This is a genomic window from Roseibium suaedae, assembly GCF_900142725.1.
Classification (GTDB): domain Bacteria; phylum Pseudomonadota; class Alphaproteobacteria; order Rhizobiales; family Stappiaceae; genus Roseibium; species Roseibium suaedae.
This window is the reverse complement of sequence record NZ_FRBW01000002.1, coordinates 1,151,744-1,172,084: the sequence shown is the minus strand read 5'-3', so window position 1 is coordinate 1,172,084 and position 20,341 is coordinate 1,151,744. Positions and strand designations below refer to the sequence as shown.

20 protein-coding genes are annotated in these 20,341 nt (G+C 60.7%); 16 read left to right on the top strand and 4 right to left on the bottom strand.

Going from position 1 to position 20,341, the window contains the following annotated elements:
- Window positions 1–79 precede the first annotated feature (79 nt).
- Genes BUA94_RS12345 through BUA94_RS12325 form a run of 5 tightly spaced genes read left to right on the top strand, consistent with a single transcriptional unit; the run spans window position 80 to window position 5,367 of the window.
- Window positions 80–1,651, top strand: a complete 1,572-nt coding sequence (locus tag BUA94_RS12345) for a sugar ABC transporter ATP-binding protein (protein WP_139251129.1) — start codon at window positions 80–82, stop codon at window positions 1,649–1,651.
- Window positions 1,648–2,631 carry an ABC transporter permease gene (locus BUA94_RS12340; protein ID WP_073013437.1) on the top strand — a complete coding sequence of 328 codons (984 nt, stop codon included), beginning with the start codon at window positions 1,648–1,650 and terminating at the stop codon, window positions 2,629–2,631. Before BUA94_RS12345 ends, BUA94_RS12340 begins: the two co-directional genes overlap by 4 nt.
- The gene (locus BUA94_RS12335; RefSeq protein WP_073013435.1) at window positions 2,628–3,659 is read left to right on the top strand and encodes an ABC transporter permease; all 1,032 of its coding nucleotides are present in this window, start codon (window positions 2,628–2,630) and stop codon (window positions 3,657–3,659) included. Before BUA94_RS12340 ends, BUA94_RS12335 begins: the two co-directional genes overlap by 4 nt.
- 13 nt (window positions 3,660–3,672) lie before the next feature.
- Window positions 3,673–3,987: an L-rhamnose mutarotase gene (gene rhaM, locus BUA94_RS12330; RefSeq protein WP_073013433.1), complete on the top strand. Its 315-nt coding sequence runs from the start codon at window positions 3,673–3,675 to the stop codon at window positions 3,985–3,987.
- A 6-nt stretch (window positions 3,988–3,993) separates the two neighbouring features.
- Complete coding sequence (locus tag BUA94_RS12325; RefSeq protein WP_073013431.1) at window positions 3,994–5,367, top strand: FGGY-family carbohydrate kinase; 1,374 nt, start codon at window positions 3,994–3,996, stop codon at window positions 5,365–5,367.
- Window positions 5,368–5,430: 63 nt separating this feature from the next.
- On the opposite strand, the gene BUA94_RS12320 is transcribed toward BUA94_RS12325, so the two are convergent.
- The 3 genes from BUA94_RS12320 to BUA94_RS12310 form a co-directional block, all read right to left on the bottom strand.
- On the bottom strand, window positions 5,431–6,972 hold the full coding sequence (locus BUA94_RS12320; protein WP_073013429.1) for a tripartite tricarboxylate transporter permease: 1,542 nt from the start codon (window positions 6,970–6,972) through the stop codon (window positions 5,431–5,433).
- 12 nt (window positions 6,973–6,984) lie between these two features.
- The gene (locus BUA94_RS12315) at window positions 6,985–7,416 is read right to left on the bottom strand and encodes a tripartite tricarboxylate transporter TctB family protein (protein WP_073013427.1); all 432 of its coding nucleotides are present in this window, start codon (window positions 7,414–7,416) and stop codon (window positions 6,985–6,987) included.
- A 124-nt stretch (window positions 7,417–7,540) separates the two neighbouring features.
- Entirely contained in the window at window positions 7,541–8,530 is a 990-nt protein-coding gene (locus tag BUA94_RS12310) for a Bug family tripartite tricarboxylate transporter substrate binding protein (protein ID WP_073013425.1), read from the bottom strand.
- A gap of 199 nt (window positions 8,531–8,729) precedes the next feature.
- Between BUA94_RS12310 and BUA94_RS12305 the strand changes: the two genes are divergently transcribed.
- The 7 genes from BUA94_RS12305 to phnN all read left to right on the top strand — a co-directional run bounded on the left by BUA94_RS12305 (window position 8,730) and on the right by phnN (window position 14,938).
- Window positions 8,730–9,401 carry a response regulator transcription factor gene (locus BUA94_RS12305; RefSeq protein WP_073013423.1) on the top strand — a complete coding sequence of 224 codons (672 nt, stop codon included), beginning with the start codon at window positions 8,730–8,732 and terminating at the stop codon, window positions 9,399–9,401.
- Complete coding sequence (locus BUA94_RS12300; RefSeq protein WP_073013420.1) at window positions 9,394–10,791, top strand: sensor histidine kinase; 1,398 nt, start codon at window positions 9,394–9,396, stop codon at window positions 10,789–10,791. The genes BUA94_RS12305 and BUA94_RS12300 overlap by 8 nt, the downstream gene beginning before the upstream one ends.
- Window positions 10,788–11,903 (top strand): ABC transporter substrate-binding protein, encoded by a 1,116-nt coding sequence (locus BUA94_RS12295; RefSeq protein WP_084081972.1) that lies wholly within the window; start codon window positions 10,788–10,790, stop codon window positions 11,901–11,903. The genes BUA94_RS12300 and BUA94_RS12295 overlap by 4 nt, the downstream gene beginning before the upstream one ends.
- A 69-nt stretch (window positions 11,904–11,972) precedes the next feature.
- Entirely contained in the window at window positions 11,973–12,392 is a 420-nt protein-coding gene (gene fosX / locus BUA94_RS12290) for a FosX/FosE/FosI family fosfomycin resistance hydrolase (protein ID WP_073013866.1), read from the top strand.
- A gap of 122 nt (window positions 12,393–12,514) precedes the next feature.
- On the top strand, window positions 12,515–13,207 hold the full coding sequence (locus BUA94_RS12285) for a DUF1045 domain-containing protein (RefSeq protein WP_073013418.1): 693 nt from the start codon (window positions 12,515–12,517) through the stop codon (window positions 13,205–13,207).
- Window positions 13,200–14,351, top strand: a complete 1,152-nt coding sequence (locus BUA94_RS12280) for an alpha-D-ribose 1-methylphosphonate 5-triphosphate diphosphatase (protein WP_073013416.1) — start codon at window positions 13,200–13,202, stop codon at window positions 14,349–14,351. Before BUA94_RS12285 ends, BUA94_RS12280 begins: the two co-directional genes overlap by 8 nt.
- A complete protein-coding gene (gene phnN, locus BUA94_RS12275) occupies window positions 14,348–14,938 on the top strand; it encodes a phosphonate metabolism protein/1,5-bisphosphokinase (PRPP-forming) PhnN (RefSeq protein ID WP_235860547.1) in 591 nt (196 codons plus the stop codon). Before BUA94_RS12280 ends, phnN begins: the two co-directional genes overlap by 4 nt.
- Here the strand turns inward: phnN and BUA94_RS12270 are convergent.
- The gene (locus tag BUA94_RS12270; RefSeq protein ID WP_073013408.1) at window positions 14,935–15,855 is read right to left on the bottom strand and encodes an AraC family transcriptional regulator; all 921 of its coding nucleotides are present in this window, start codon (window positions 15,853–15,855) and stop codon (window positions 14,935–14,937) included. The genes phnN and BUA94_RS12270 overlap by 4 nt on opposite strands.
- Window positions 15,856–16,075: 220 nt before the next feature.
- On the opposite strand from BUA94_RS12270, the gene BUA94_RS12265 reads away from it, so the two are divergent.
- From BUA94_RS12265 to BUA94_RS12250, 4 genes are all read left to right on the top strand, one after another.
- Window positions 16,076–16,957: a carbohydrate ABC transporter permease gene (locus BUA94_RS12265; RefSeq protein ID WP_073013406.1), complete on the top strand. Its 882-nt coding sequence runs from the start codon at window positions 16,076–16,078 to the stop codon at window positions 16,955–16,957.
- 61 nt (window positions 16,958–17,018) lie between these two features.
- Complete coding sequence (locus BUA94_RS12260; RefSeq protein ID WP_073013865.1) at window positions 17,019–17,894, top strand: carbohydrate ABC transporter permease; 876 nt, start codon at window positions 17,019–17,021, stop codon at window positions 17,892–17,894.
- A gap of 2 nt (window positions 17,895–17,896) precedes the next feature.
- A complete protein-coding gene (locus BUA94_RS12255) occupies window positions 17,897–19,027 on the top strand; it encodes an ABC transporter ATP-binding protein (protein ID WP_073013404.1) in 1,131 nt (376 codons plus the stop codon).
- Window positions 19,028–19,060: 33 nt separating this feature from the next.
- The gene (locus tag BUA94_RS12250; protein WP_073013402.1) at window positions 19,061–20,329 is read left to right on the top strand and encodes an ABC transporter substrate-binding protein; all 1,269 of its coding nucleotides are present in this window, start codon (window positions 19,061–19,063) and stop codon (window positions 20,327–20,329) included.
- Window positions 20,330–20,341 lie beyond the last annotated feature (12 nt).

Below are 20,341 nucleotides of genomic sequence, written 5' to 3'. Positions count from 1 at the left end.
TCCCTTGGAACAGTTCTCAGCGGTCCGGCGTTTGCCGGACCGCTTCATTCTCCTTTGAAATTCTCGAGTGTCTTGGGACATGGTCATGCTTGCCAAAAGCCCGGAAAAAGAACCGGCAGCAGGTGGGGTGCGCGCGGATGCTGCGCTTGAGACCCGTGCTGTTCTTTCCCTTGCCGGGATCACGAAGTCTTTTCCGGGTGTGAAAGCCCTGTCCGGCGTTGCCCTTGATCTCTATCCAGGTCAGGTCACGGCGCTGATCGGTGAAAATGGCGCCGGGAAGTCGACCATCGTGAAGATCCTGACCGGCATCTATCAGCCGGACGAGGGTGAAATCCGGGTTGATGGCGAGACCGTCCAGTTTCCCACGGCAGAGGCGGCCGCCCGATATGGCGTGACTGCAATCCATCAGGAAACGGTGCTCTTTGAAGAGCTGACCGTTGCTGAAAATATCTTCATCGGCCATGCGCCGAAAACCCGGTTCGGGCTGATCGACCGCAAGCAGATGCTGCGCAGTGCCCGCAGTCTTCTGGAGCGTATCGGCGCAAAGATTGATCCTTCCGTTCCGCTCAAGGATCTGGGCATCGCCAACCGGCACCTGGTCGCAATCGCCAGGGCTCTGTCCATCGACGCCCGCGTGGTGATCATGGACGAGCCGACAGCCTCTCTCTCCCACAAGGAGATCGAAGAGACCTATGAGCTGGTGGACAGGCTCAAGGCCGAGGGCAAGGCCATCCTTTTCATCAGCCACAAGTTCGATGAGATCTTCCGCGTTGCCGACCGCTACACCGTCTTCCGGGACGGGGAGCTTGTCGGCTCCGGCCTGATGCAGGGCGTGGACGAAGGTCAGCTGGTCAAGCTCATGGTGGGCCGTCCGGTCGATCAGGTCTTTCCAAAGCGCACTCCAAATCTCGGAGACGAGGTTTTGAAGGTTGCGGGTTACGCGCATCCCTCCGAATTCGAGGATATCAATTTCAGCCTCCGGTCCGGGGAGATCCTTGGTTTTTACGGGCTCGTCGGCGCAGGGCGCAGCGAGTTCATGCAGGCGCTCTTCGGCATCACCAAACCCTCCAAGGGGGCGATCCGCATCGACGGCGAAATCGCGGTGATCCGAACGCCGAATGAGGCAATTGGCAAGGGCATCGTCTATGTGCCGGAGGACCGCGGCAAGCAGGGCGCGGTCAAGGGCTTGCCGATCTTCCAGAACGTGACCCTGCCGTCGCTCGGTCAGGTATCCTCCAGAGGCTTTCTCAAGATGGCAGAGGAGTTCAAGCTGGCGCGGGACTATACCCAGCGGCTGGATCTCAGAGCTGCCGCGCTTGATCAGGATATCGGCGAATTGTCCGGCGGCAACCAGCAGAAGGTGATCATCGCCAAATGGCTGGCGACCAAGCCCCGGGTGATCATTCTCGATGAGCCGACCAAGGGCATCGACATCGGATCGAAGGCCGCTGTCCATGACTTCATGGCGGAACTGGCCGGGGAAGGACTCGCGGTCATTCTCGTCTCCTCCGAAATTCCGGAAGTCCTCGGCATGTCCGACCGGGTCATCGTGATGCGGGAAGGCCGGATTGCCGCCGAGTTCGAGGGCGAGGGGCTGACCCCTGAAAATCTGGTCCGGGCCGCAGCCGGCATCGAGGAGGCACGGCCATGAGCGGGCGTATTCATATCAGCCGTGAAGTCGTTCTGGGCGGTGCCATGCTGGTCCTGCTCGGGCTGATCGCAACGCGGTTTCCAGCTTTCGTGGAACCGGGCAATCTGGCGAATGTCTTCAATGACACGGCGCCGCTGATCATTCTGGCTCTCGGCCAGATGGCGGTCATCCTGACCCGGTGTATCGATCTGTCCGTTGCTGCCAATCTGGCCCTGACCGGTATGGTTGCGGCCATGATCAACACGGCCATGCCGGATCTGCCGATCCCGCTGATCCTGCTGGTGGCGGTCAGCCTTGGCGTGGCCATGGGTCTCGTCAATGGTCTCTTGGTCTGGCGCCTGTCGATCCCGCCGATTGTCGTGACGCTCGGCACCATGACCATCTACCGGGGGATCATTTTCCTGATTTCCGATGGGCGCTGGATCAATGCGCATCAGATGAGTGACAGCTTCAAGGCCTTCCCGCGTCAGGTTCTGCTCGGGTTGCCGGTCCTGTCCTGGATCGGGATCCTCGCTGTCATCGCGATCTTCATTCTGATCACCCGGACGCCTCTTGGCCGTGCCTTCTATGCCGTTGGTGGCAACCCGAATGCTGCGCAATATGCCGGTATCAACTCCGGCTTCACCCAATGCGCCGCCTTCGTTCTGTCCGGCGCACTGGCCGGTCTGACAGGGTATCTCTGGGTCGCTCGCTATGCGGTCGCCTATGTCGATATCGCAGGCGGGTTCGAGCTGGACGTGGTGGCTGCCTGCGTCATTGGCGGCATCTCGATTGCCGGCGGTGCTGGGTCGGTTGCCGGGGCTGTTCTGGGCGCGCTGTTCCTGGGCATCATCAAGAATGCCCTGCCGGTCATCAATATTTCCCCTTTCTGGCAGCTGGCGATTTCCGGCTCGGCGATCCTGATCGCGGTCGCTGTCAACGTGACGCAGAACCGGCCCAAGGGCAGGGTGATCCTGAAGAAAGCGGAGCACGCGGTATGACATCTGTGGCCCAGACCCAAGCCTCCGATCAGATCCCTCAGGGGCGGCAGATCCCCGACCGGCTGCGCACACCGATGCAGCGGGCCCTTGCCAGCTGGGAAACCCTGCTGCTGGTGGTCTTCGCGCTGGTCTTCTGTATCAATTCCTTCGCCTCGCCCTATTTCCTCGATCCCTGGAACCTCTCGGACGCGACCTTCAACTTCACGGAAAAGGCGATGATCGCCTTCGCCATGGCGTTGCTGATCATCTCGGGGGAAATTGACCTGTCGGTGGCTTCGATCATCGCGCTGGCGTCCACGGCCATGGGACTTGCGGTGCAGATGGGGGCGGACACGCCTGCCCTGGTCGGGATCGGCCTTCTCACTGGCTTGCTCTGCGGCGCGGTGAACGGTGCCCTGATCACCGGCCTCGGCCTGCCGTCCATTGTGGTGACCATCGGCACCATGAGCCTCTTCCGCGGCATTTCCTATATCGTCCTCGGGGATAAGGCCTTCACCGGCTATCCGGACAGTTTCTCCTGGTTCGGCCAGGGCTATGTCTGGTGGGTGTTCTCCTTTGAGCTGGTTCTGTTCTGTCTGCTGGCGGTGGCCTTCGGCATACTGCTTCATGCAACGGCCTTCGGACGCTCGGTATATGCTATCGGCAACAATGATGTGGCGGCGCTCTTTTCCGGCATCCGTGTGCCCCGCATCAAGTTCGGCCTGTTCCTGCTGACGGGTCTGATGTCGGGTCTTGCCGCTGTCTGCCTCACCTCGCGCCTCGGCGCGACCCGGCCTTCCATCGCGTCGGGCATGGAGCTGGAAGTGGTGACCATGGTGGTTCTTGGCGGGGTCAATATTCTCGGCGGCTCCGGTTCCATCGCAGGCGTCGTGATCGCGGCTCTGGTCATGGGGCTTGTGACTTTCGGTTTCGGACTGCTCAATGTTCCGGGCATCGTTATGTCCATCTTTATCGGCATCCTGCTGATCGCAGTGATTGCCTTGCCGAGGCTTGCCCGCCGGTTCTTCCCGCGCCGCGCAGCCAGTTGAGAGGTCTTCAAGTATGGAAAAATACGCGTTCCGCATGACGCTGAAGCCCGGATGCGAGGCGGAGTACAAGAAGCGCCATGACGAGATCTGGCCGGAGCTGTCGCAGCTCCTGAAGGATGCCGGGGTCTCGGATTATTCGATTCATCTGGACCGTGAGACCCATGCTCTTTTTGGCGTTCTCTGGCGGGACGATGATCACACCATGGATCAGCTTCCGCTGCAGCCGGTCATGAAGAAGTGGTGGGCCTATATGGCTGACATCATGCTGACCCATCCGGACAATGAACCGGTAGCGGTGCCGCTCGAAACCGTCTTCCATATGGATTGAGCGGTCATGAAGGAAATCCATACGGTCGGTGTCATTGACATTGGCAAGACCAACGCGAAGGTGGCGGCTGTCGATGCCCGGCTTCTGAAGGAAGTCGCCGTGCGCACCCGGCCGAACACCGTTTTGCGGGAGGGGCCTTATCCCCATTATGGCATTGATGGGCATTGGGCTTTCATCCTGCAGAGCCTTCGCGACCTGAATGAAGAAGTGGGCCTTGATGCCTTGTCCGTCACGACCCACGGGGCCTGCGTGGTTCTGCTCGATGGAGAGGGCGGGCTGGCAGCCCCCGTTCTGGATTACGAGCACGATGGCCCCGACAGTCTGACGGCAGCCTATGATGCGATCCGACCCGCCTTTGCGGAAACAGGCTCGCCGCGGCTTGGCATGGGGCTGAATGCGGGCGCGCAGATTTTCTGGCAGCTGGACCGGGATGCCGGTTTGAAAGACCGGGTGCGGCAGGTTCTCACCTATCCGCAATACTGGTCCTTCCGGCTTTCAGGCGTTGCGGCCAATGAAGTGACCTCGCTTGGATGCCATACGGACCTGTGGGATCCGAATGCCGGTCGCTATTCCACGTTGGTCGAAAGTCTGGGTCTTGCGGGCAAGATGGCGCCCGTGCGTCTGGCTGGCGATTGTCTGGGGCCGGTGACGGAGGCCGTGAGGAAGGCAACAGGACTTGCTGCCGATACGCCGGTCTATTGCGGCATTCACGATTCCAATGCTTCGCTCTATCCGCATCTGCGCCGGCGAGAGGCGCCTTTTTCCGTCGTCTCCACGGGCACCTGGGTGATTGCCCTGTCCATTGGCGGCAAGCCGGTTACCCTCGACCCGGAGCGGGACACGCTCATCAACGTCAATGCGCTGGGGTACCCGGTTCCCTCTGCAAGATTCATGGGCGGGCGTGAGTTCGAGCTTGTTTGCGGCGGTCTTGAGGGTGAGCTGACAGATGCCGACTGGGATCAGGTGCTGCGGGAGAAAGTCTTCCTGCTTCCCGCTATCGAGCAGCGCTCTGGCCCGTTTCAGGGGCGCAAGGGCGGCTGGAGCGTGCCGGAAGATCAGTTGACGCCTGGTATGCGAAAAGCCGCAGTCTCGTTCTATCTGGCGCTGATGACGGCAGAGTGCCTCCGTATGATCGGTGCGGATGGGCCGGTGATTGTCGAAGGACCCTTTGCCCGCAATGAGCTTTACAGGTCGATGCTGGAGGCTGCGGCTGGCCGGCCGGTGATTGCCGAGGGCAGCTCTGCGACCGGGACCAGCATTGGTGCGGCCATGCTGGCTCTGGGCCAGGTCTCGGGCGACGCAACTGTAGTGGCAGCTCAAGTTCTGGCCGATCCAGTGTTGATCGACTATGCGCGGGCCTGGCGATCGGCAGTCAACTGAAGGCAAAAAAACACCCGCTGCATCCAGGATGCAGCGGGCGCAGGTTTTAGGGATTTGGGCGCGTTAGTCTGTGAGCGCGCCTTCTTCATCCTTGGCCATCCGCTTCATGCGTGCCTTCATGACCTTGCCGAAGATCATGGGCAGGACGAAGCCGATGATGGCGAGAGCCCAGAGCGAGGCCGACAGCGGGCTGTCGATCAGGGTCCACCAGTTGCCGTTGTCGATGGTGATCGCACGGCGCATGTTGCTTTCCATCGCATTGCCAAGCAGCGTGCCGAGGATCACGGGCACGAGCGGGACATCCAGCTTGCGCAGAACCCAGCCCATCACGCCGAAGCCAACCATGACATAGAGGTCGAAGGTGGAGCCGGAGATGCCGTAGATCCCGACAAAGCTGACCATCGCAACGATCGGCATCAGGATGCGCGGCGGCACGAGCAGCAAGCGGGTGAAGATCCCGACCATCGGAATGTTCAGCGCCAGCAGCATGAAGTTGGCGATGAAGAGCGCTGCGATCAGGCCCCAGACAACATCAGGCTTCTGCGAGAAAAGCAGCGGACCCGGGGTGATGTTGAGGGCCAGAAGCACGGCGAGCAGCACGGCGGTGGTTCCGGAGCCCGGAACGCCAAGCGCGAGCATGGGAACCAGAGCACCCCCTGCGGCCGCGTTGTTGCCCGCTTCCGGAGCGGCAACACCGCGCGGGTCGCCCTTGCCGAAGGTGCCTTCACGGTCGACCAGCTTCTTTTCCATGGAATAGGAAATGAAGGAGCCCAGCGAAGCGCCTGCACCCGGCAGGACACCGGCGAGGAAGCCGAGGAAGCTGGTGCGGAACATGGTCGGCAGACAGGACTTCAGAACCGCCCAGCTCGGCATCATCCGGCCGATTGCCATCTTGCGGCCTTCCGCGTCGGAGGAACCATGACGGTGCTCCAGGAAGACGAAGACTTCGGACAGGGCGAAGAGGCCGACGATGGCGACCAGGAAGTCGATCCCGTCATAAAGGTGCACTTCGCCGAAGGTGAAGCGGGGAACACCGGTCTGGGTGTCGACGCCGACCATGGCCAGGCCAAGGCCCAGGGCCGTTGCGATTGCGGTCTTGGACTGGTTGGTCGAGGACACGCCGCCAAGGGTCGCAAAGGCGAGGGTGAAGAGGGCGAAATATTCCGCCGGACCGAACAGCAGGGCGATCTTGACCAGCTGGGGAGCCAGAAGGATCAGGCCCCAGGTGGCGAAGAACGAGCCAATGAAGCTGGCGATGCCTGAAAGGGCGAGCGCTTCACCGGCTCGGCCTGCCTTTGCCATCGGATACCCGTCGAGACAGGTCATCATGGCAGGCTCGTCGCCCGGAATGTTCAAGAGGATCGATGAGATGCGGCCGCCATACATGGCGCCGTAATAGACCGAGGTCAGCAGGATCAGGGCCGGGGTCGGGCCGAGGCCAAGCGAAAAGGCCAGCGGAATCAGGATCGCAACGCCGTTAGACGGTCCAAGACCGGGCAATGCGCCGATGATCGTTCCGAGGAAACAGCCGAGCAGAGCCAGCAGCAGGTTCTGCCAGGTCAGCGCGATGATGAAGCCATCGGCAAGGGAAGAAAGCGTCTCCATGGACCAGCTCCATCAAAAGCCCAGAGGACCCTTGGCCAGGGAAAGGCCGAGGATCAGGTGGAAAATGACGTAGATACCGACAGACGTGGTGGCACCGGTGATGACGGATCCGAGCGGCTTGGAGCCAAGGCGCCAGGTCAGGTAGGCGCCGGCTAAAGCCGTTCCGATCACGAAGCCGACGACCGGCAGCATCATGGAATAGAGAAGCAGGATCACGACAGCGGCAGCGATCTCGAGCAGGCGAACCGGGTTCGGCCAATGCGGATCCGGATCCGGCTTCAGGATAACGGTGATCGAAGCCAGGCCAAGAACGGCGGCAATGATCAGGGGGAAAGCTTTCGGCCCGACGGCGTCGGACAAGAAACTTTCTTCGATATTCATGGCTGCCCAGGCATAGCCGATCGAAAGGGCGAGGCCGATGATGCCGAAGATGCGGTCGCTCATTGGGATCTCCTCGTGCAGGTGGTTCTTCACGGCCGGAACAGCCGCCACCCGTCATATGTCGGATAACGCAGTGGAGCGGCGCTTACGCCGCTCCAGAACCCTCGAAAGGGGCGGTTGAAACCGCTTACTTGATGATGCCGATCTCGCGGGAGATGTCCTGGATCTGCTGCACGGAGTCTGCAACGAACTTCTGGAATTCCGCGCCCTGCAGGTCGAGCGGAGCCATGCCGTTTGCAGCCATGGTCTGCTTCCATTCATCGCTGGCATAGAGCGTGCCGATCTTGGAAACCCAGCCGTTGTAGGCTTCATCGGACATTTTGCCCGGAGCGTAGAAACCGCGCCAGTTTGCGCCGATGGCCTCGATGCCCTGTTCACGTGCGGTCGGGAACTTGGCGAATTCGCCTTCCAGACGCTCGGGAGCCAGAACTGCGATCACGCGGATGTCGCCAGCGTCCACGAAGCCCTTGGCTTCGGAAATGTCACCGGTGAAGGCATCAACGGAACCTGCCAGAAGCTGGGTCACGGCTTCCCCGCCGCCATCGAACGCGATGTACTTGACCTTGCGGACGTCTTCCACGCCTGCAGCCTTGGCAGCGATGAGAACCTTGAGGTGATCCCAGCCGCCAACAGCAGAACCGCCAGCAACGGAGACGGAGTTCGGGTCATTCTTCATCTTTTCCAGCAGCTCCGGGAGCGTCTGGATCGGGCTCTTTGCAGCCACGGCGATCACGCCATAGTCAGCGCCAACGGAAGCAACCCAGCGGACCTGGTCCTGGGTGTTGCCCGGATAGGCGCCCTGTGCGAGGCGGGTCGAGGTTGCCGAAGAAGCAGCAACGATGAGGTCATTGTCGCTGTCGCGCTTGGAAACGACATAGGCGTAGGCTGCGCCGCCACCACCACCAGCCAGGTTGGATACCTGCATGGTCTTGTCGATCAGCTTGAGGTCCTGAAGCGTCTTGCCAACCTGGCGGCACGTGAAGTCCCAGCCACCGCCCGGGTTTGCCGGTGCAACGCATTCCGGGTTTTCCGGCATGAAGTCAGCAGCGTTCGCGCTCAGGGCAGACACGCCAAGGACGGCAGCCGCCAGAAACAGGCGGGTCGATTTGAAAGCCATTGTAATGTTTCCTCCAGTCATAGCAGCCGTTCCTCCTGGCTGCTCTCCTCCACCGTCCGGCTAGGCCCGAGGCAGGACAGCTCCTGCGGAACGGCCAATCTGTGTTAGCTCTTGAAACTGTCGTGAACCTGTCACAGGCTCAGTGAGCTGTTGCGCGGATCTTCGCCTTGAGGCAGAACCGGCATAAGGAGACGCGGGCGTGCGATTGTTGCTGGTGGAAGATACGCTGGATATGGCCGAGGCCATTTCCATCAGGCTGGGGCAGGAGGGCATGGCCTGTGACGTTGCCCATTGCCTCGATGAAGCCAGGGCTTTTTTGGATGTGCAGCGCTATGACGTGGTCGTCCTGGATATCAACCTTCCCGACGGACTGGGCACAGACCTCTTGCAGGAACGCCGCTCCATGGGGGACCGGACACCGGTCCTGATGCTGACCGCGCAGTTTTCAGTCGATGACAGGATCTCTTCGCTGAACCTCGGAGCTGACGATTATCTCATCAAGCCCTTTGACCAGCGGGAGCTGGAGGCCCGGATCCGCGCTCTCTACCGGCGCGAACAGGGCGACAAGCGCCATGAGATCCGCCTTGGAAACCTGACCTTCAATCCATCTGCCAAGGTTCTGCGCAAGGACGATGTGCCGATCACACTGACCCGGCGTGAATTCACGCTTCTCGAGATGCTGGTGCGCAATCGGGGCAAGGTGATGAACAAGGAGCGCCTGTTCGAGGGGTTGTTCTCCTTTTCCGATACGGATGTCGGCCTGAACGCCATCGAGCTTTATATCGCGCGGCTGCGCAAGAAGCTTAGCGGCAGTTCCGTCCATATCGAGACCCAGAGGGGTTTGGGTTACAAGCTGGATGTAGATGGCTAGGAAGCTGTTCTCCCTCGGGTCCAGCTCGCTCACCATGCGTGTGGCCCTGGCGGTCACGTCGCTTCTGGTGATCGGCGGAGTTCTCGTGTCGATCGCGGCCTTTGCCTATGGCCGGCAGGCGGCCCAGGAGGCCTATGACCGGCTGCTGCTCGGGGCGGCCAATGATATTGCCGGATCGATTTCGGTGGTGAATGGCGAAGCGGTCGTTGATCTGTCTGCCTCCGCGTTTCAGTTGCTTGCCCTCGCGCCCGATGACCGGGTCGCTTACCGGGTGATCGGGGTCGATGGCCAGACCCTGACCGGATATGACGAACTGATTGTGCCCCCAGGTGCCGATGGAAGCGGCGGCTCCCGGTTCTTTGATGGAACCTTCACGGGTGAACAGGCGCGCTATGTGGTGGTGCTGCGGCGTATCGCGGAACGCAGCCTCAACGGCACCATTCAGGTGATCGTGGGCCACACGATGCTGGCCCGCAATGCCCTGGCGCTGGACATTACCCGCAAGGCACTGCTGGCGGCTGTGGTCTCGGGCATCGCGATGCTGCTGCTCGCGGTCTTTGTCGTTCGCTCGGCCTTGAAGCCCCTTGAACGGATCGCCCAGACCATTGCCGGCCGCGATCCCCATGACCTGACGCCAGTCGACCCCCACGTGCCGCGGGAAGCAGCCGTTCTGATCGGTGCGCTCAATGGCTTCATGGCGCGTCTGGATCGCCAGATGAGCACCATGCGCAATCTGATCTCGGACACGGCCCACCAGTTGCGCACACCCGTCGCTGCGCTTCGGGCCCAAGCGGATCTTGCGGCGGAAGTCGAGGATGATGAGCGCCGCAGGGCTGTTGTTGCGCGCATCCATGCCCGTTCGGTCAGTCTTGGCCGGTTGCTCGATCAGCTCCTGAGCCGGGCCCTCGTCATGCACCGCGGCGACAGCGCCCGGCGCGAGGTCCTGGATCTCAGGGACGTGGCGCTTGATGTCTTTGAAAGCGGGGATTTCAACATTCTTGCCCCTGATGCGGGCGTGCGCCTTGCCATCGGTGAGGAGCCCGTTGCCGTGCTGGCAGATGCCCCGTCCCTGCAAGAGGCGGTCAAGAACCTCGTGACCAATGCGATCAAGCACGGAAAGGCGCCGGTGGAAATCGGCGTGAGCGCGGATAACGGCGAAGGCTGCATCTGGGTGCGCGATGCGGGTGGTGGCTTGCCGCCTTCTGTCGAAGAGGCGCTGGGAGAACGTTTCCTGCGCTCTGCCGTGTCCCGTGGCGACAGTTCCGGCCTTGGGCTGGCCATTGCGCTGGCTGTTGCCGAGGCATTCGACGGGCGTCTCTCCTTCACGCGTCCAGAGACCGGAGGCTTCCGCGTGGCCGTTATGCTGCCGCTCAAGGAGGACAGCAAATGAGGTCCTTTGTGCCGCTTTATCTGAGCCGGGTTTTCCGTCTCTCCATTTTCTGCCTGGCGCTCCTCGCCCCTTCCGGGCTCGTTCGCGCCGGGGAGCCCGAGATCGTCGAGACCTTTGGAGCTGCAGATGCGCCGGGCCGTCTGGTGATCCGGTCCACGATTGATCTGCGGATCTTCGGGCAGGTCGTCGATGCCTATCTCGAAACCCGTCCGGATCTGCAGATCGTCTACCAGCAATGGGGCTCCAACGATCTTTATCAGGACAGCGTCGAGGGTTGCCATGGCGGGGATGATCCTGCCGACATGGTCATGAGCTCAGGCGTCCATCAGATGGTCAGGCTGGTGAATGATGCCTGCGCGCTCAGCTACCGGTCGCCTGCAACGGCTAATCTTCCCTCAGCCTTGCGCTGGCGGGACGAGCTTTGGGGCGTGACGCGGGAGCCGGTCGTGATGGTCTATAACCGCCGTCTCGTGCCGCCCTCCGAAATCCCGCATACCCGCTTTGACCTGCTCGACCTGCTGCGTCCGTCCCTGTCCCGCTATGCAGGCAAGGTTGCGACCTATGACATCGAGCAATCAGGTGTGGGATATCTCTTTGCCTTTGCCGATTCCCGTGAAGCGACGACGTTCGGCGCCTTGCTGGAATCCTTCGGCCGCACGGATGCGGTGGCAACCTGTTGTTCTGCCGAGCTGATTTCCGGCGTTGCGGACGGAACTTACCTGATCGCCTACAATGTGATCGGCTCCTACGCCATGGAGCTTGCCTATGGCGATGACCGCCTGGGCGTGGTCCTTCCCGAGGATTACACGCTGGTTCTCTCCCGGGCGGTGATGATCCCGAAGCAGGCGCATCATCCGGTCGAAGCGCAGGCCTTTCTTGAGTATCTTCTGTCCTCAGCCGGTCAGACCGAGCTCCAGCGGGCGCGTCTGATCATGCCGCTCATAGGTGAAGTCGGCGCAGAAGGTGAGACGATCAGCGAGACTGCCCTGCGGTCGATTAGCCTGTCTCCCACCTTGCTTGTGGCTCTGGACCGGCAGAAGCGCTCGCATTTCATCAGCCGCTGGCGGGAAACCTTCGAAGTGGCCCGCCCGCCTGAATCCGATCCGCAGTAAAGCCCGCGTGGCCACGGGCCTGCCTGAATTCACGGGCACAAGTGCCGGGCTTGGATCTTGGAGGTTCGCTTGGCCACCGGTTTGTCTCATATCACCTTCATCGTCTCCGACCTGGAGCGGATGAGCCTTGTTCTGACCTCGGTGCTGGGCGCGCGGGAGGTCTACTCCAGTGGCGAGGACATGTTTTCCATCTCCCAGGAGAAGTTCTTTCTCGTGGGAGATGTCTGGGTTGCGATCATGAAAGGCGCCCCCCTGACTGAGCGGACCTACAATCATGTCGCCTTCCAGATTTCCGAGGAGGACTATGACGATTGTGTGCGCAAGATCTCCGAGTTGGGACTGGATATGCGCCCGCCGCGTCCGCGCGTGGAGGGCGAGGGGCGCTCGATCTATTTCCACGATCATGACAATCATCTGTTTGAGCTTCACACCGGAACGCTGGATGAACGTCTGAAGCGCTATGCCCAGCTGGCTGCTGCGGGAAAATAGCGCCTTTCCGGGCTTCTCTTTTGTGTCAGGGCGGCTATCTTTCAGGTGCCTGCCATTCGTCGTGCCCGCGTCGCATTCTCCATGCACCCTCGGGCAAACTCACCTGCCGAAGACCGGATTTCATGCGCGCCGCCCTTTATTTTACGCCCTCTGCCGATTCTGATTTAACCCTTGCCGCTGCCGATTGGCTGGGGCGCAATCCGTTCAACGGAGAGGAGATCCGGTCACCTTCTTCTGCCGCAGATGATCTCGTGGCCGCTCCCCGGCGTTACGGATTTCATGGCACGCTGAAGGCGCCCTTTGCCTTGGCAGAAGGCTATGATCTGGCGGGGCTGGAGAGGGAAGTTCAGGCTTTTTGTGCGGAGCATCGGGGCTTTCGTGTGCCGGAGCTGGCACTGGGGCGGCTCGGGTCGTTCTTCGCGCTCGTTCCAGCAATGCCTTGTGCTGCCCTCACTGAATTTGCGGCCAATGTGGTCCGCCATTTCGAACCCTTCCGTGCTCCCTTGACGGAAAAGGATCTCGAACGGCGGCGCAAGTCGGCCCTTTCCCCGCGCCAGGATGCCCTTATGTGCGAATGGGGTTATCCTTACGTCTTTGAAGAATTCCGCTTTCACATGACCCTCACCGGATCAGTGCCGGCCGATCAGCTGGATGAGGTGGAAGTGGTGCTCAAGTCCCGTTTTGCCGCGTTCATCGGCAAGCCGCTTGAGGTGGATGCCCTGGCGGTTTTTTCCGAGCCGGAACCGGGGGCGCCGTTCCAGGTTCAATCCCGTCCTCTCTTGATCCCTGCCGAAATCGAGGAAACACATGCCTGAGCGGTCAAAAGACATCGTCTTCAAGAATGCCCGCCTGGTCCTGCCTGATACCGTGATCCACGGCGCGCTTCTGGTGCGCGATGGCTTGATTGCCGACATCACAGCCGGCAGCACCGAGGTGGATGGGGTGGACTGTGACGGAGACTGGTTGATCCCGGGTCTGGTGGAACTGCACACGGATCATCTCGAGGTTCATTATGCACCGCGCCCGGGCGTGAGGTGGAATCCGCTTGCAGCCGTTCAGGCTCATGATGCCCAGATCACTGCCTCCGGCATCACGACTGTGTTCGACGCCTTGCGGGTCGGCATGGATGAAGATGCCAGGATCACGGCAGCGGACATGCGGCTGCTGGCGGATGCGATCGAGGAGGGCCAGTCCCGCGGACGGCTCAGGGCTGATCACTTCATTCACCTGCGGTGCGAAGTCTCGGGTGGTGACATTATGTCAGGCGTGCGCCTGTTCGAGACCGATCCGCGGTTCCGTCTGGCGTCTTTGATGGATCATACGCCGGGGCAGCGCCAATTCGTCAGCCTTGCCGCCTACAAGCTCTACTATCAGGGCAAGACCGGCATGTCCGATGAAGAGTTCAACATCTATGCTTCCAAGCGCCAAGCCCAGGCTGCGCAATGGTCGGACATGAACCGCAAGGCGATTGCTGCGCTTTGCAAGGAACGTGGCATCGTTCTGGCAAGCCATGACGATGCGACCCTTGAACATGTGAGTGAAGCGATTGGGTTCAACACGCTGGTGGCCGAATTCCCGACAACGCTGGAGGCGGCCAGAGCCTCCCATGATGCTGGGATGAAGGTGCTGATGGGGGCGCCCAATGTGGTGCGGGGCGGGTCTCACTCGGGCAATGTCTCGGCGCGGGATCTTGCGGCTGAAGGTGTTCTTGACATCCTGTCGTCCGATTACATTCCCTTCAGCCTGTTGCAGGCAGCCTTCCAGCTGACCGAGAGCATTGAAGGTCTCTCCGTGAACCAGGCCATCAACATGGTCACGAAGTCACCGGCGGAAGCTGTTGGCCTGACGGACCGCGGGGCGATCGAGGTCGGCCGCCGGGGCGATGTGGTGCGGGTTCATCTCGAGGGGGACGTGCCTCTTGTCCGGTCTGTCTGGCGGGAGGGGCAGCGGGTATCGTGAGCGAGGCCGGCTTTTCTCTCAATGGCACGTCCGGTGTCTTCTTCGCGGTCGTCGGCTCCAGCGGTGTCGGCAAGGACAGTCTGATTGCCTATGCCCGCAAGGAACTGGACACAGATCCCCGGTTTGTCTTCACCCGCCGGACTGTCACACGGACGGCTCATGCGGAGCTGGAGGATCATGACAGCCTGTCACTTGACGAGTTTGAACGGCAGGAAGCGCAGGGCCGGTTCGCGATGACCTGGGAAGCCCATGGCCTGCGCTATGGCCTGCCCGCGTCAATTCTCGGCGATCTTGCGGCGGGAAAGGTCGTCACGGCCAATCTGTCCCGGAAGATGCTTGAGGCCGCCCGGAAAATCTTTGACCGCCTTCAGATCGTCGAGATCACGGCACCTGCAGAGATCCGCGCCCAGCGTCTCGCTTCGCGGGGGCGGGAAAGTGCGGCCGCTGTCGAGGCACGGCTCAATCGAACTGTCGTGCCGGTCGCCGGGCAGAATGTGACCCGGATCGAAAATGCGGGCACGCTGGCGGAAGCCGGGGAACAGCTTGCCGCCCTGCTGAGGGATCTTGCTTATGGGTCCGAGCCTTAAGCAGGCTGCGCCTGACGCTGAGGGTAGTGAATCAGGCCATCTTCCTCGCCCTTGGGAAAGGCACCGTCGCGGTGTTGTTGCAGGTTCTGGACATAGCCGCGCGGACTGGTGCCGATGTGGCGTTTGAACATGCGCGAGAAATAATAGACGTCCTGATAGCCAACCTGGGCAGCGGATTGGCCGACGCTATGGCCTGAGCCGAGGAAATGCATTGCCCGCTCCATGCGCTTGAATTCCTGGAACTTGCGGGGCGTGGAGCCGATGCGCTTGCGGAACTCCCGGTGAAAGTAATCCGGATTATAGGGCGCTGCCTCGACCACCCTGTCGGCAATGTCAGGATTGAGGGGATCGGCGCTGATCTGAGTCGCGGCAAACATGATTGCCAGCGCAAGGGAATCGCCGGTTGCCATTAGTCCCTCTTCCTGATGCTGCCAGGCGATGAAGGCATCATCGATGAAGCTGGTCAGCAGGAACATGAACATGTGGTGCTGGGCCAGCGTGGTCGAGCTCGCCGGAGCGGATTGCCGGTAGTGGCGGGCGAGCGGCTCCAGCAGGGGCCACTTGGACAGATGGACTTTCCGGTGCAGCTTCATCTGGTCGGTGAAGTCGTGCTGGTTGAAGATCTTCAAGGTGAAATGCTGGGCGATGCCGAGATAGGTTTCCGTGCCCGGATTCCAGCCACGGAAGCGGACACCGCGGGGAATGAGCAGCGCATCGCCGGGAGCGATTGAAATCTCTTCCCCCTCGATCAGATACCGGCCTTCCCCCTCCAGCCCGATGATCAGATCCTCCACCACATTGGTCTTGTCGATGTACCAGGAGGGCGAATGCTGCATGGGGATGGTTGACCGCGTCAGGGTGAGCGAGAGCGCCTGCGGCGGAATTTCGGCAAGAATGCTACCTTCGATTTCGTCCATCTTTTTGTCCGGAAATGTCAATTTCATGAAGGGTAATTCAAGGTCATAAACAGGGCAAGACGAGAGCGAATACCCTAGCTGTCAACGGGAGGAGGCGGCCGGCGTTGCCTTTCGGGCCTTGTGTCTGAAAGTCTGATCGCCTGTTGCAACAGCCAAATAATGCACGAAATCGAACTTGATACGCAGGCCTGCGCTTTGTGCTGCGGCCGGGAGGCGTGCCATGGGCAATAACCGGTTTCTCGGGCTTGCCTATCTGGCGCCATACTTGATCGGGCTGTTCGCCTTCACGGCCATCCCCTTCATCGCATCGCTCTATCTGAGCTTCACCGATTACAACCTGATCAGCGCGCCGAAGTGGGCGGGGCTCGACAATTACATCGACATGTTCACCCGCGACCGGACCTTCAAGAAGTCGCTGTGGGTCACGCTGATCTATGTCTTCACGACGGTGCCGTTGAAGCTGGCCTTTGCCCTGTTCATTGCCTACATCCTGAACTACCGGCTGGCCTTCATCAATTTCTTCCGCACCGCCTATTATGTGCCCTCGATCCTGGGCGGATCGATCGCGATTGCGGTCCTTTGGCGCTATATCTTTGCCGATGCTGGTCTGGTGAACATGTTCCTGACCTCGCTTGGCTTCGAGGCGGTCAACTGGTTCGGCGATCCGGCCAACGCCCTCTTCACCATCACGCTTCTGCGCATGTGGCAGTTCGGTTCCGCGATGGTGATCTTCCTGGCGGCGCTCCAGTCCATCGACAAGTCGCTCTATGAAGCGGCAGCGATCGACGGTGCGGGCAAGGTGCGGACGTTCTTCTTCATCACCCTGCCGCTGATCACGCCGGTGATCTTCTTCAACCTGATCATGCAGATGGTTCAGGCGTTCCAGGAGTTCAACGGCCCCTACATCATCACCCAGGGTGGTCCGCTCAAGTCCACCTATCTGCTGCCGCTCTACATCTATGACGAGGCCTTCAAGCGCTTCGACATGGGCTATGCCTCGGCGCTCGCCTGGGTGCTCTTTGCAATCATCATGGTTCTGACAGTTATCGCCTTCTGGTCTTCCCGGAAGTGGGTCTATTACGCTGGCGACAAGAGGAGCTGATCCAATGGATGCACGGACAACTCCCTCTGATCCCCTGTTCAGAGACGACGATACGCAGGAAATGCTGGCAGCGTCCCGGGCCATGGCCGCACGGCAGCTGCGCAACGAACGGATTTCGGCTATCATACGCTATGCGTTGCTGACCGCAGTCGGTTTCGTGATGCTCTATCCGCTGATCTGGCTGATCGGGGCATCCCTGAAGACCAATTCGGAGATCTTCGCGAACCCGGGCTTCATTCCGGATAGCCCGACCTTCGATGGCTATGTGAAGGGCTGGCAGACGTCCACGCCCTATACCTTCGCCCATTTCTTCTGGAATACGTTCCTGATCATCTTTCCGAAGACGCTCGGGACCGCGATCTCCTGCACGGCTGTGGCTTACGGATTTGCCCGGTTCGACTTTCCGGGCAAGAAGATCCTGTTTGCCTCACTGATCGCGACGCTTCTGCTGCCAAATGTGGTCACCCGCATTCCTCAGTATCTCCTGTTCCGGGATCTTGGTTGGCTGGACAGCTTCATGCCCCTGTGGGTGCCCTCTGCCCTGGCCGGTGACGCGTTCTTCGTTTTCATGCTGGTGCAGTTTCTCCGGGCCATCCCGCGTGACATGGAAGAGGCAGCCCGTGTCGATGGCGCCAACAGCTTCCAGACGCTGCTGTTCATTGTCGTGCCCATGCTGGCCCCGGCGCTGATCTCGGTCTGCCTGTTCCAGTTCATGTGGACCATGAACGACTTCCTGGGGCCGCTGATCTACATCTCCTCGGTTGACAAATATCCGGTCAGCCTGGCGCTGAAACTGTCGATCGACACAACGGAAGCCTTTGAGTGGAACCGTATCCTGGCCATGTCCGTCCTGGCACTGGCCCCGGCACTGATCGTGTTCTTCCTGGCACAGAAATACTTCATTGAAGGCATCTCCACCGGTGGGGTGAAGGGATAACCATGGCGCGCTTGCAACTCAGAAATCTCGAAAAAGTCTACGGCAACCAGTTCAAAGCGGTGCATGGCATCAACCTGGATGTCGAGGAGGGCGAGTTCATGGTGCTGGTCGGACCGTCCGGCTGCGCCAAGTCCACCACCCTGCGCATGATCGCCGGACTTGAAACCATCTCTGGCGGTGAAGTGCGGATCGGCGACCGGGTCGTCAACGACCTGGCCCCTGGCAAGCGTGGCATTGCCATGGTGTTCCAGAATTATGCGCTCTATCCGCATATGAAGGTGCGTTCGAACCTGTCCTTCGGTCTCAGGATCCAGAACATGCCAAAGGCGGAGCGGGAAGCGGCAACCCAGGAAGTCGCGCGGATCCTCGAGATCGAGGAACTGCTCGACCGGCTGCCGAAACAATTGTCCGGCGGCCAGGCCCAGCGTGTGGCGCTTGGCCGGGCCTTGATCAAGAAGCCGGAAGTCTTCCTGTTCGACGAACCTCTCTCCAATCTGGATGCCAAGCTGCGGGCTTCCATGCGGGTCCGGATCATCGATTTGCACCGGCGCCTGAAGCAGGAAGGCAAGCCGGCCACCGTGGTCTATGTGACCCATGACCAGACCGAGGCCATGACCATGGGCGACCGGATCTGTGTGATGAAAGAAGGCCGGATCATGCAGGTCGCTGATCCGAAGGCGCTCTATAACCGGCCGGCAAATCTCTTCGTTGCCGGGTTCATCGGATCTCCGGAAATGAACCTGATGCAGGGCCGCCTGGAAGATGTGAGCGATCCCGTCTTCCGCATCGATGGACAGGCCGTGGCCCTTGGCCGTGAACTCGGGGCCCGGCTGACCCTGGGGTCTGCGTCTGATGCGACAGTTGGTGTTCGCCCACAGCATTTCGAGGTGGTCCGTGGTGATACGGATAGCGGCCTGAATGGCCGGATCTCTCACGTCGAATTCATGGGCCATGAGGTCTATCTGCATGTGGATCTGGGCGGCGTCCGGGTCGTCGCTGTTGTTGGCGCTGCGGAATACGAGGCGCTGGACCGGTCGTCCGGCCAGCTGCGGCTACGTCCTAACGCAGCGTCGATTCACGTTTTCGATACGGCAAGTGGTGAAAACATATCGCTGTCCCGGCTGGCGGCGTGAAGCGCCTGAAAGTTCTATTGGGAGGAATGGAAGATGAAGAACTCGCTTTTCCTGAGTGCCGCGGTTGCCGCTCTTGTGGTGACCTCTGCCGCCGCGCAGGCCGCTGACCTGCGCATGTCCTGGTGGGGTGGAGACAGCCGTCACACCGCCACCCAGGAGGCATTGAAGGCCTGCGGCGCCAAATATGGCCACACGATCAACCCGGAGTTCACCGGCTTCAAGGGGCACCTTGAGAAGCTGACGACCCAGATCGCTGGCGGCACAGAGGCCGATATCATGCAGGTGAACTGGCCCTGGCTGCCGCTGTTCTCGCCGCATGGCGAAGGCTTTGCCGATCTGAATGAGCTGTCCGGCACGATCAAGCTGGACAACTGGACCAAGGAGCAGCTCGAGAGCGCGACGGTCGAGGGCAAGCTGAACGGTCTGCCTGTCTCCACAACTGGCCGGGTCTACATGTTCAACAAGACCACATTCGAGAAAGCCGGCATTCCGGTGCCGACCAGCTTTGCCGAGCTGATTGCTGCGGGCAAGGTGTTCGAGGAAAAGCTCGGGGCTGACTATTATCCGTTCCAGTCCAGCCAGGAAAATGCCGTCCTGCTGATCAGCCAGATCGCGACCCAGCTCTCCGGCAAGGATCTTGTCGATCCGGAAACCGGCAAGGTGTCCTGGACCAAGGATCAACTCGTCCTGGCAATCAATTTCTATCAGTCCCTGGTCGATGCCCATGTGGTGCCGAGCTGGAAGGAAGCGGCCTCCGACGGCAACATCATGCTCCATGAAGACCCGCGCTGGGCGAACGGAGAGGTCGGCGGTTCCTATGAATGGGACTCCACCTATTTTAAATATTCCGATCCGCTGAAGGCCAGCGGCGGCGTGCTCGAACCGGTCAAGATCCTGAAGGTCGACGGTGCCGTAACCGAAGGCGTCTACCGCAAGCCGTCCATGCTGTTTTCGATTTCCAAGAACTCGAAGAACAAGGAAGCTGCTGCCCAGATCGTCAACTGCCTGATGAACGAACCCGAGGGTATCACGGCCCTTGGAGCGACCCGTGGCCTGCCCGCCTCCAAGGCGGCTGCCACGCTGCTGTCGGAAGCCGGCCAGGTCAACCCGATCCTGCTGAAGGCGAACGAGATTGTCATGGCCAGCGAAGGTCCGAGCATGTCGCCCTACAACGAGCATCCGCAGATCCGCGACATCTTCAAGGACACGATGGAAGAGTTCGCCTATGGCGCGATCAGTGCGGATGAGGCGGCCGAGCGCATCATCGAGGATGCAAACGACACCCTGTCCGAACTGAACTGACATCTGAAATCC

Excerpts from the sequence above, each read along its gene's own strand:
- BUA94_RS12310 (WP_073013425.1), bottom strand. The coding sequence starts at position 8,530 with ATGGCTTTCAAATCGACCCGCCTGTTTCTGGCGGCTGCCGTCCTTGGC.
- BUA94_RS12340 (WP_073013437.1), top strand. The coding sequence starts at position 1,648 with ATGAGCGGGCGTATTCATATCAGCCGTGAAGTCGTTCTGGGCGGTGCC.
- BUA94_RS12345 (WP_139251129.1), top strand. The coding sequence starts at position 80 with ATGGTCATGCTTGCCAAAAGCCCGGAAAAAGAACCGGCAGCAGGTGGG.
- BUA94_RS12320 (WP_073013429.1), bottom strand. The coding sequence starts at position 6,972 with ATGGAGACGCTTTCTTCCCTTGCCGATGGCTTCATCATCGCGCTGACC.
- BUA94_RS12260 (WP_073013865.1), top strand. The coding sequence starts at position 17,019 with ATGCTGGCAGCGTCCCGGGCCATGGCCGCACGGCAGCTGCGCAACGAA.
- BUA94_RS12285 (WP_073013418.1), top strand. The coding sequence starts at position 12,515 with ATGCGCGCCGCCCTTTATTTTACGCCCTCTGCCGATTCTGATTTAACC.
- BUA94_RS12295 (WP_084081972.1), top strand. The coding sequence starts at position 10,788 with ATGAGGTCCTTTGTGCCGCTTTATCTGAGCCGGGTTTTCCGTCTCTCC.
- BUA94_RS12250 (WP_073013402.1), top strand. The coding sequence starts at position 19,061 with ATGAAGAACTCGCTTTTCCTGAGTGCCGCGGTTGCCGCTCTTGTGGTG.
- BUA94_RS12300 (WP_073013420.1), top strand. The coding sequence starts at position 9,394 with ATGGCTAGGAAGCTGTTCTCCCTCGGGTCCAGCTCGCTCACCATGCGT.
- BUA94_RS12270 (WP_073013408.1), bottom strand. The coding sequence starts at position 15,855 with ATGGACGAAATCGAAGGTAGCATTCTTGCCGAAATTCCGCCGCAGGCG.
- BUA94_RS12265 (WP_073013406.1), top strand. The coding sequence starts at position 16,076 with ATGGGCAATAACCGGTTTCTCGGGCTTGCCTATCTGGCGCCATACTTG.
- BUA94_RS12255 (WP_073013404.1), top strand. The coding sequence starts at position 17,897 with ATGGCGCGCTTGCAACTCAGAAATCTCGAAAAAGTCTACGGCAACCAG.
- BUA94_RS12335 (WP_073013435.1), top strand. The coding sequence starts at position 2,628 with ATGACATCTGTGGCCCAGACCCAAGCCTCCGATCAGATCCCTCAGGGG.
- BUA94_RS12325 (WP_073013431.1), top strand. The coding sequence starts at position 3,994 with ATGAAGGAAATCCATACGGTCGGTGTCATTGACATTGGCAAGACCAAC.
- rhaM (WP_073013433.1), top strand. The coding sequence starts at position 3,673 with ATGGAAAAATACGCGTTCCGCATGACGCTGAAGCCCGGATGCGAGGCG.
- BUA94_RS12280 (WP_073013416.1), top strand. The coding sequence starts at position 13,200 with ATGCCTGAGCGGTCAAAAGACATCGTCTTCAAGAATGCCCGCCTGGTC.
- BUA94_RS12315 (WP_073013427.1), bottom strand. The coding sequence starts at position 7,416 with ATGAGCGACCGCATCTTCGGCATCATCGGCCTCGCCCTTTCGATCGGC.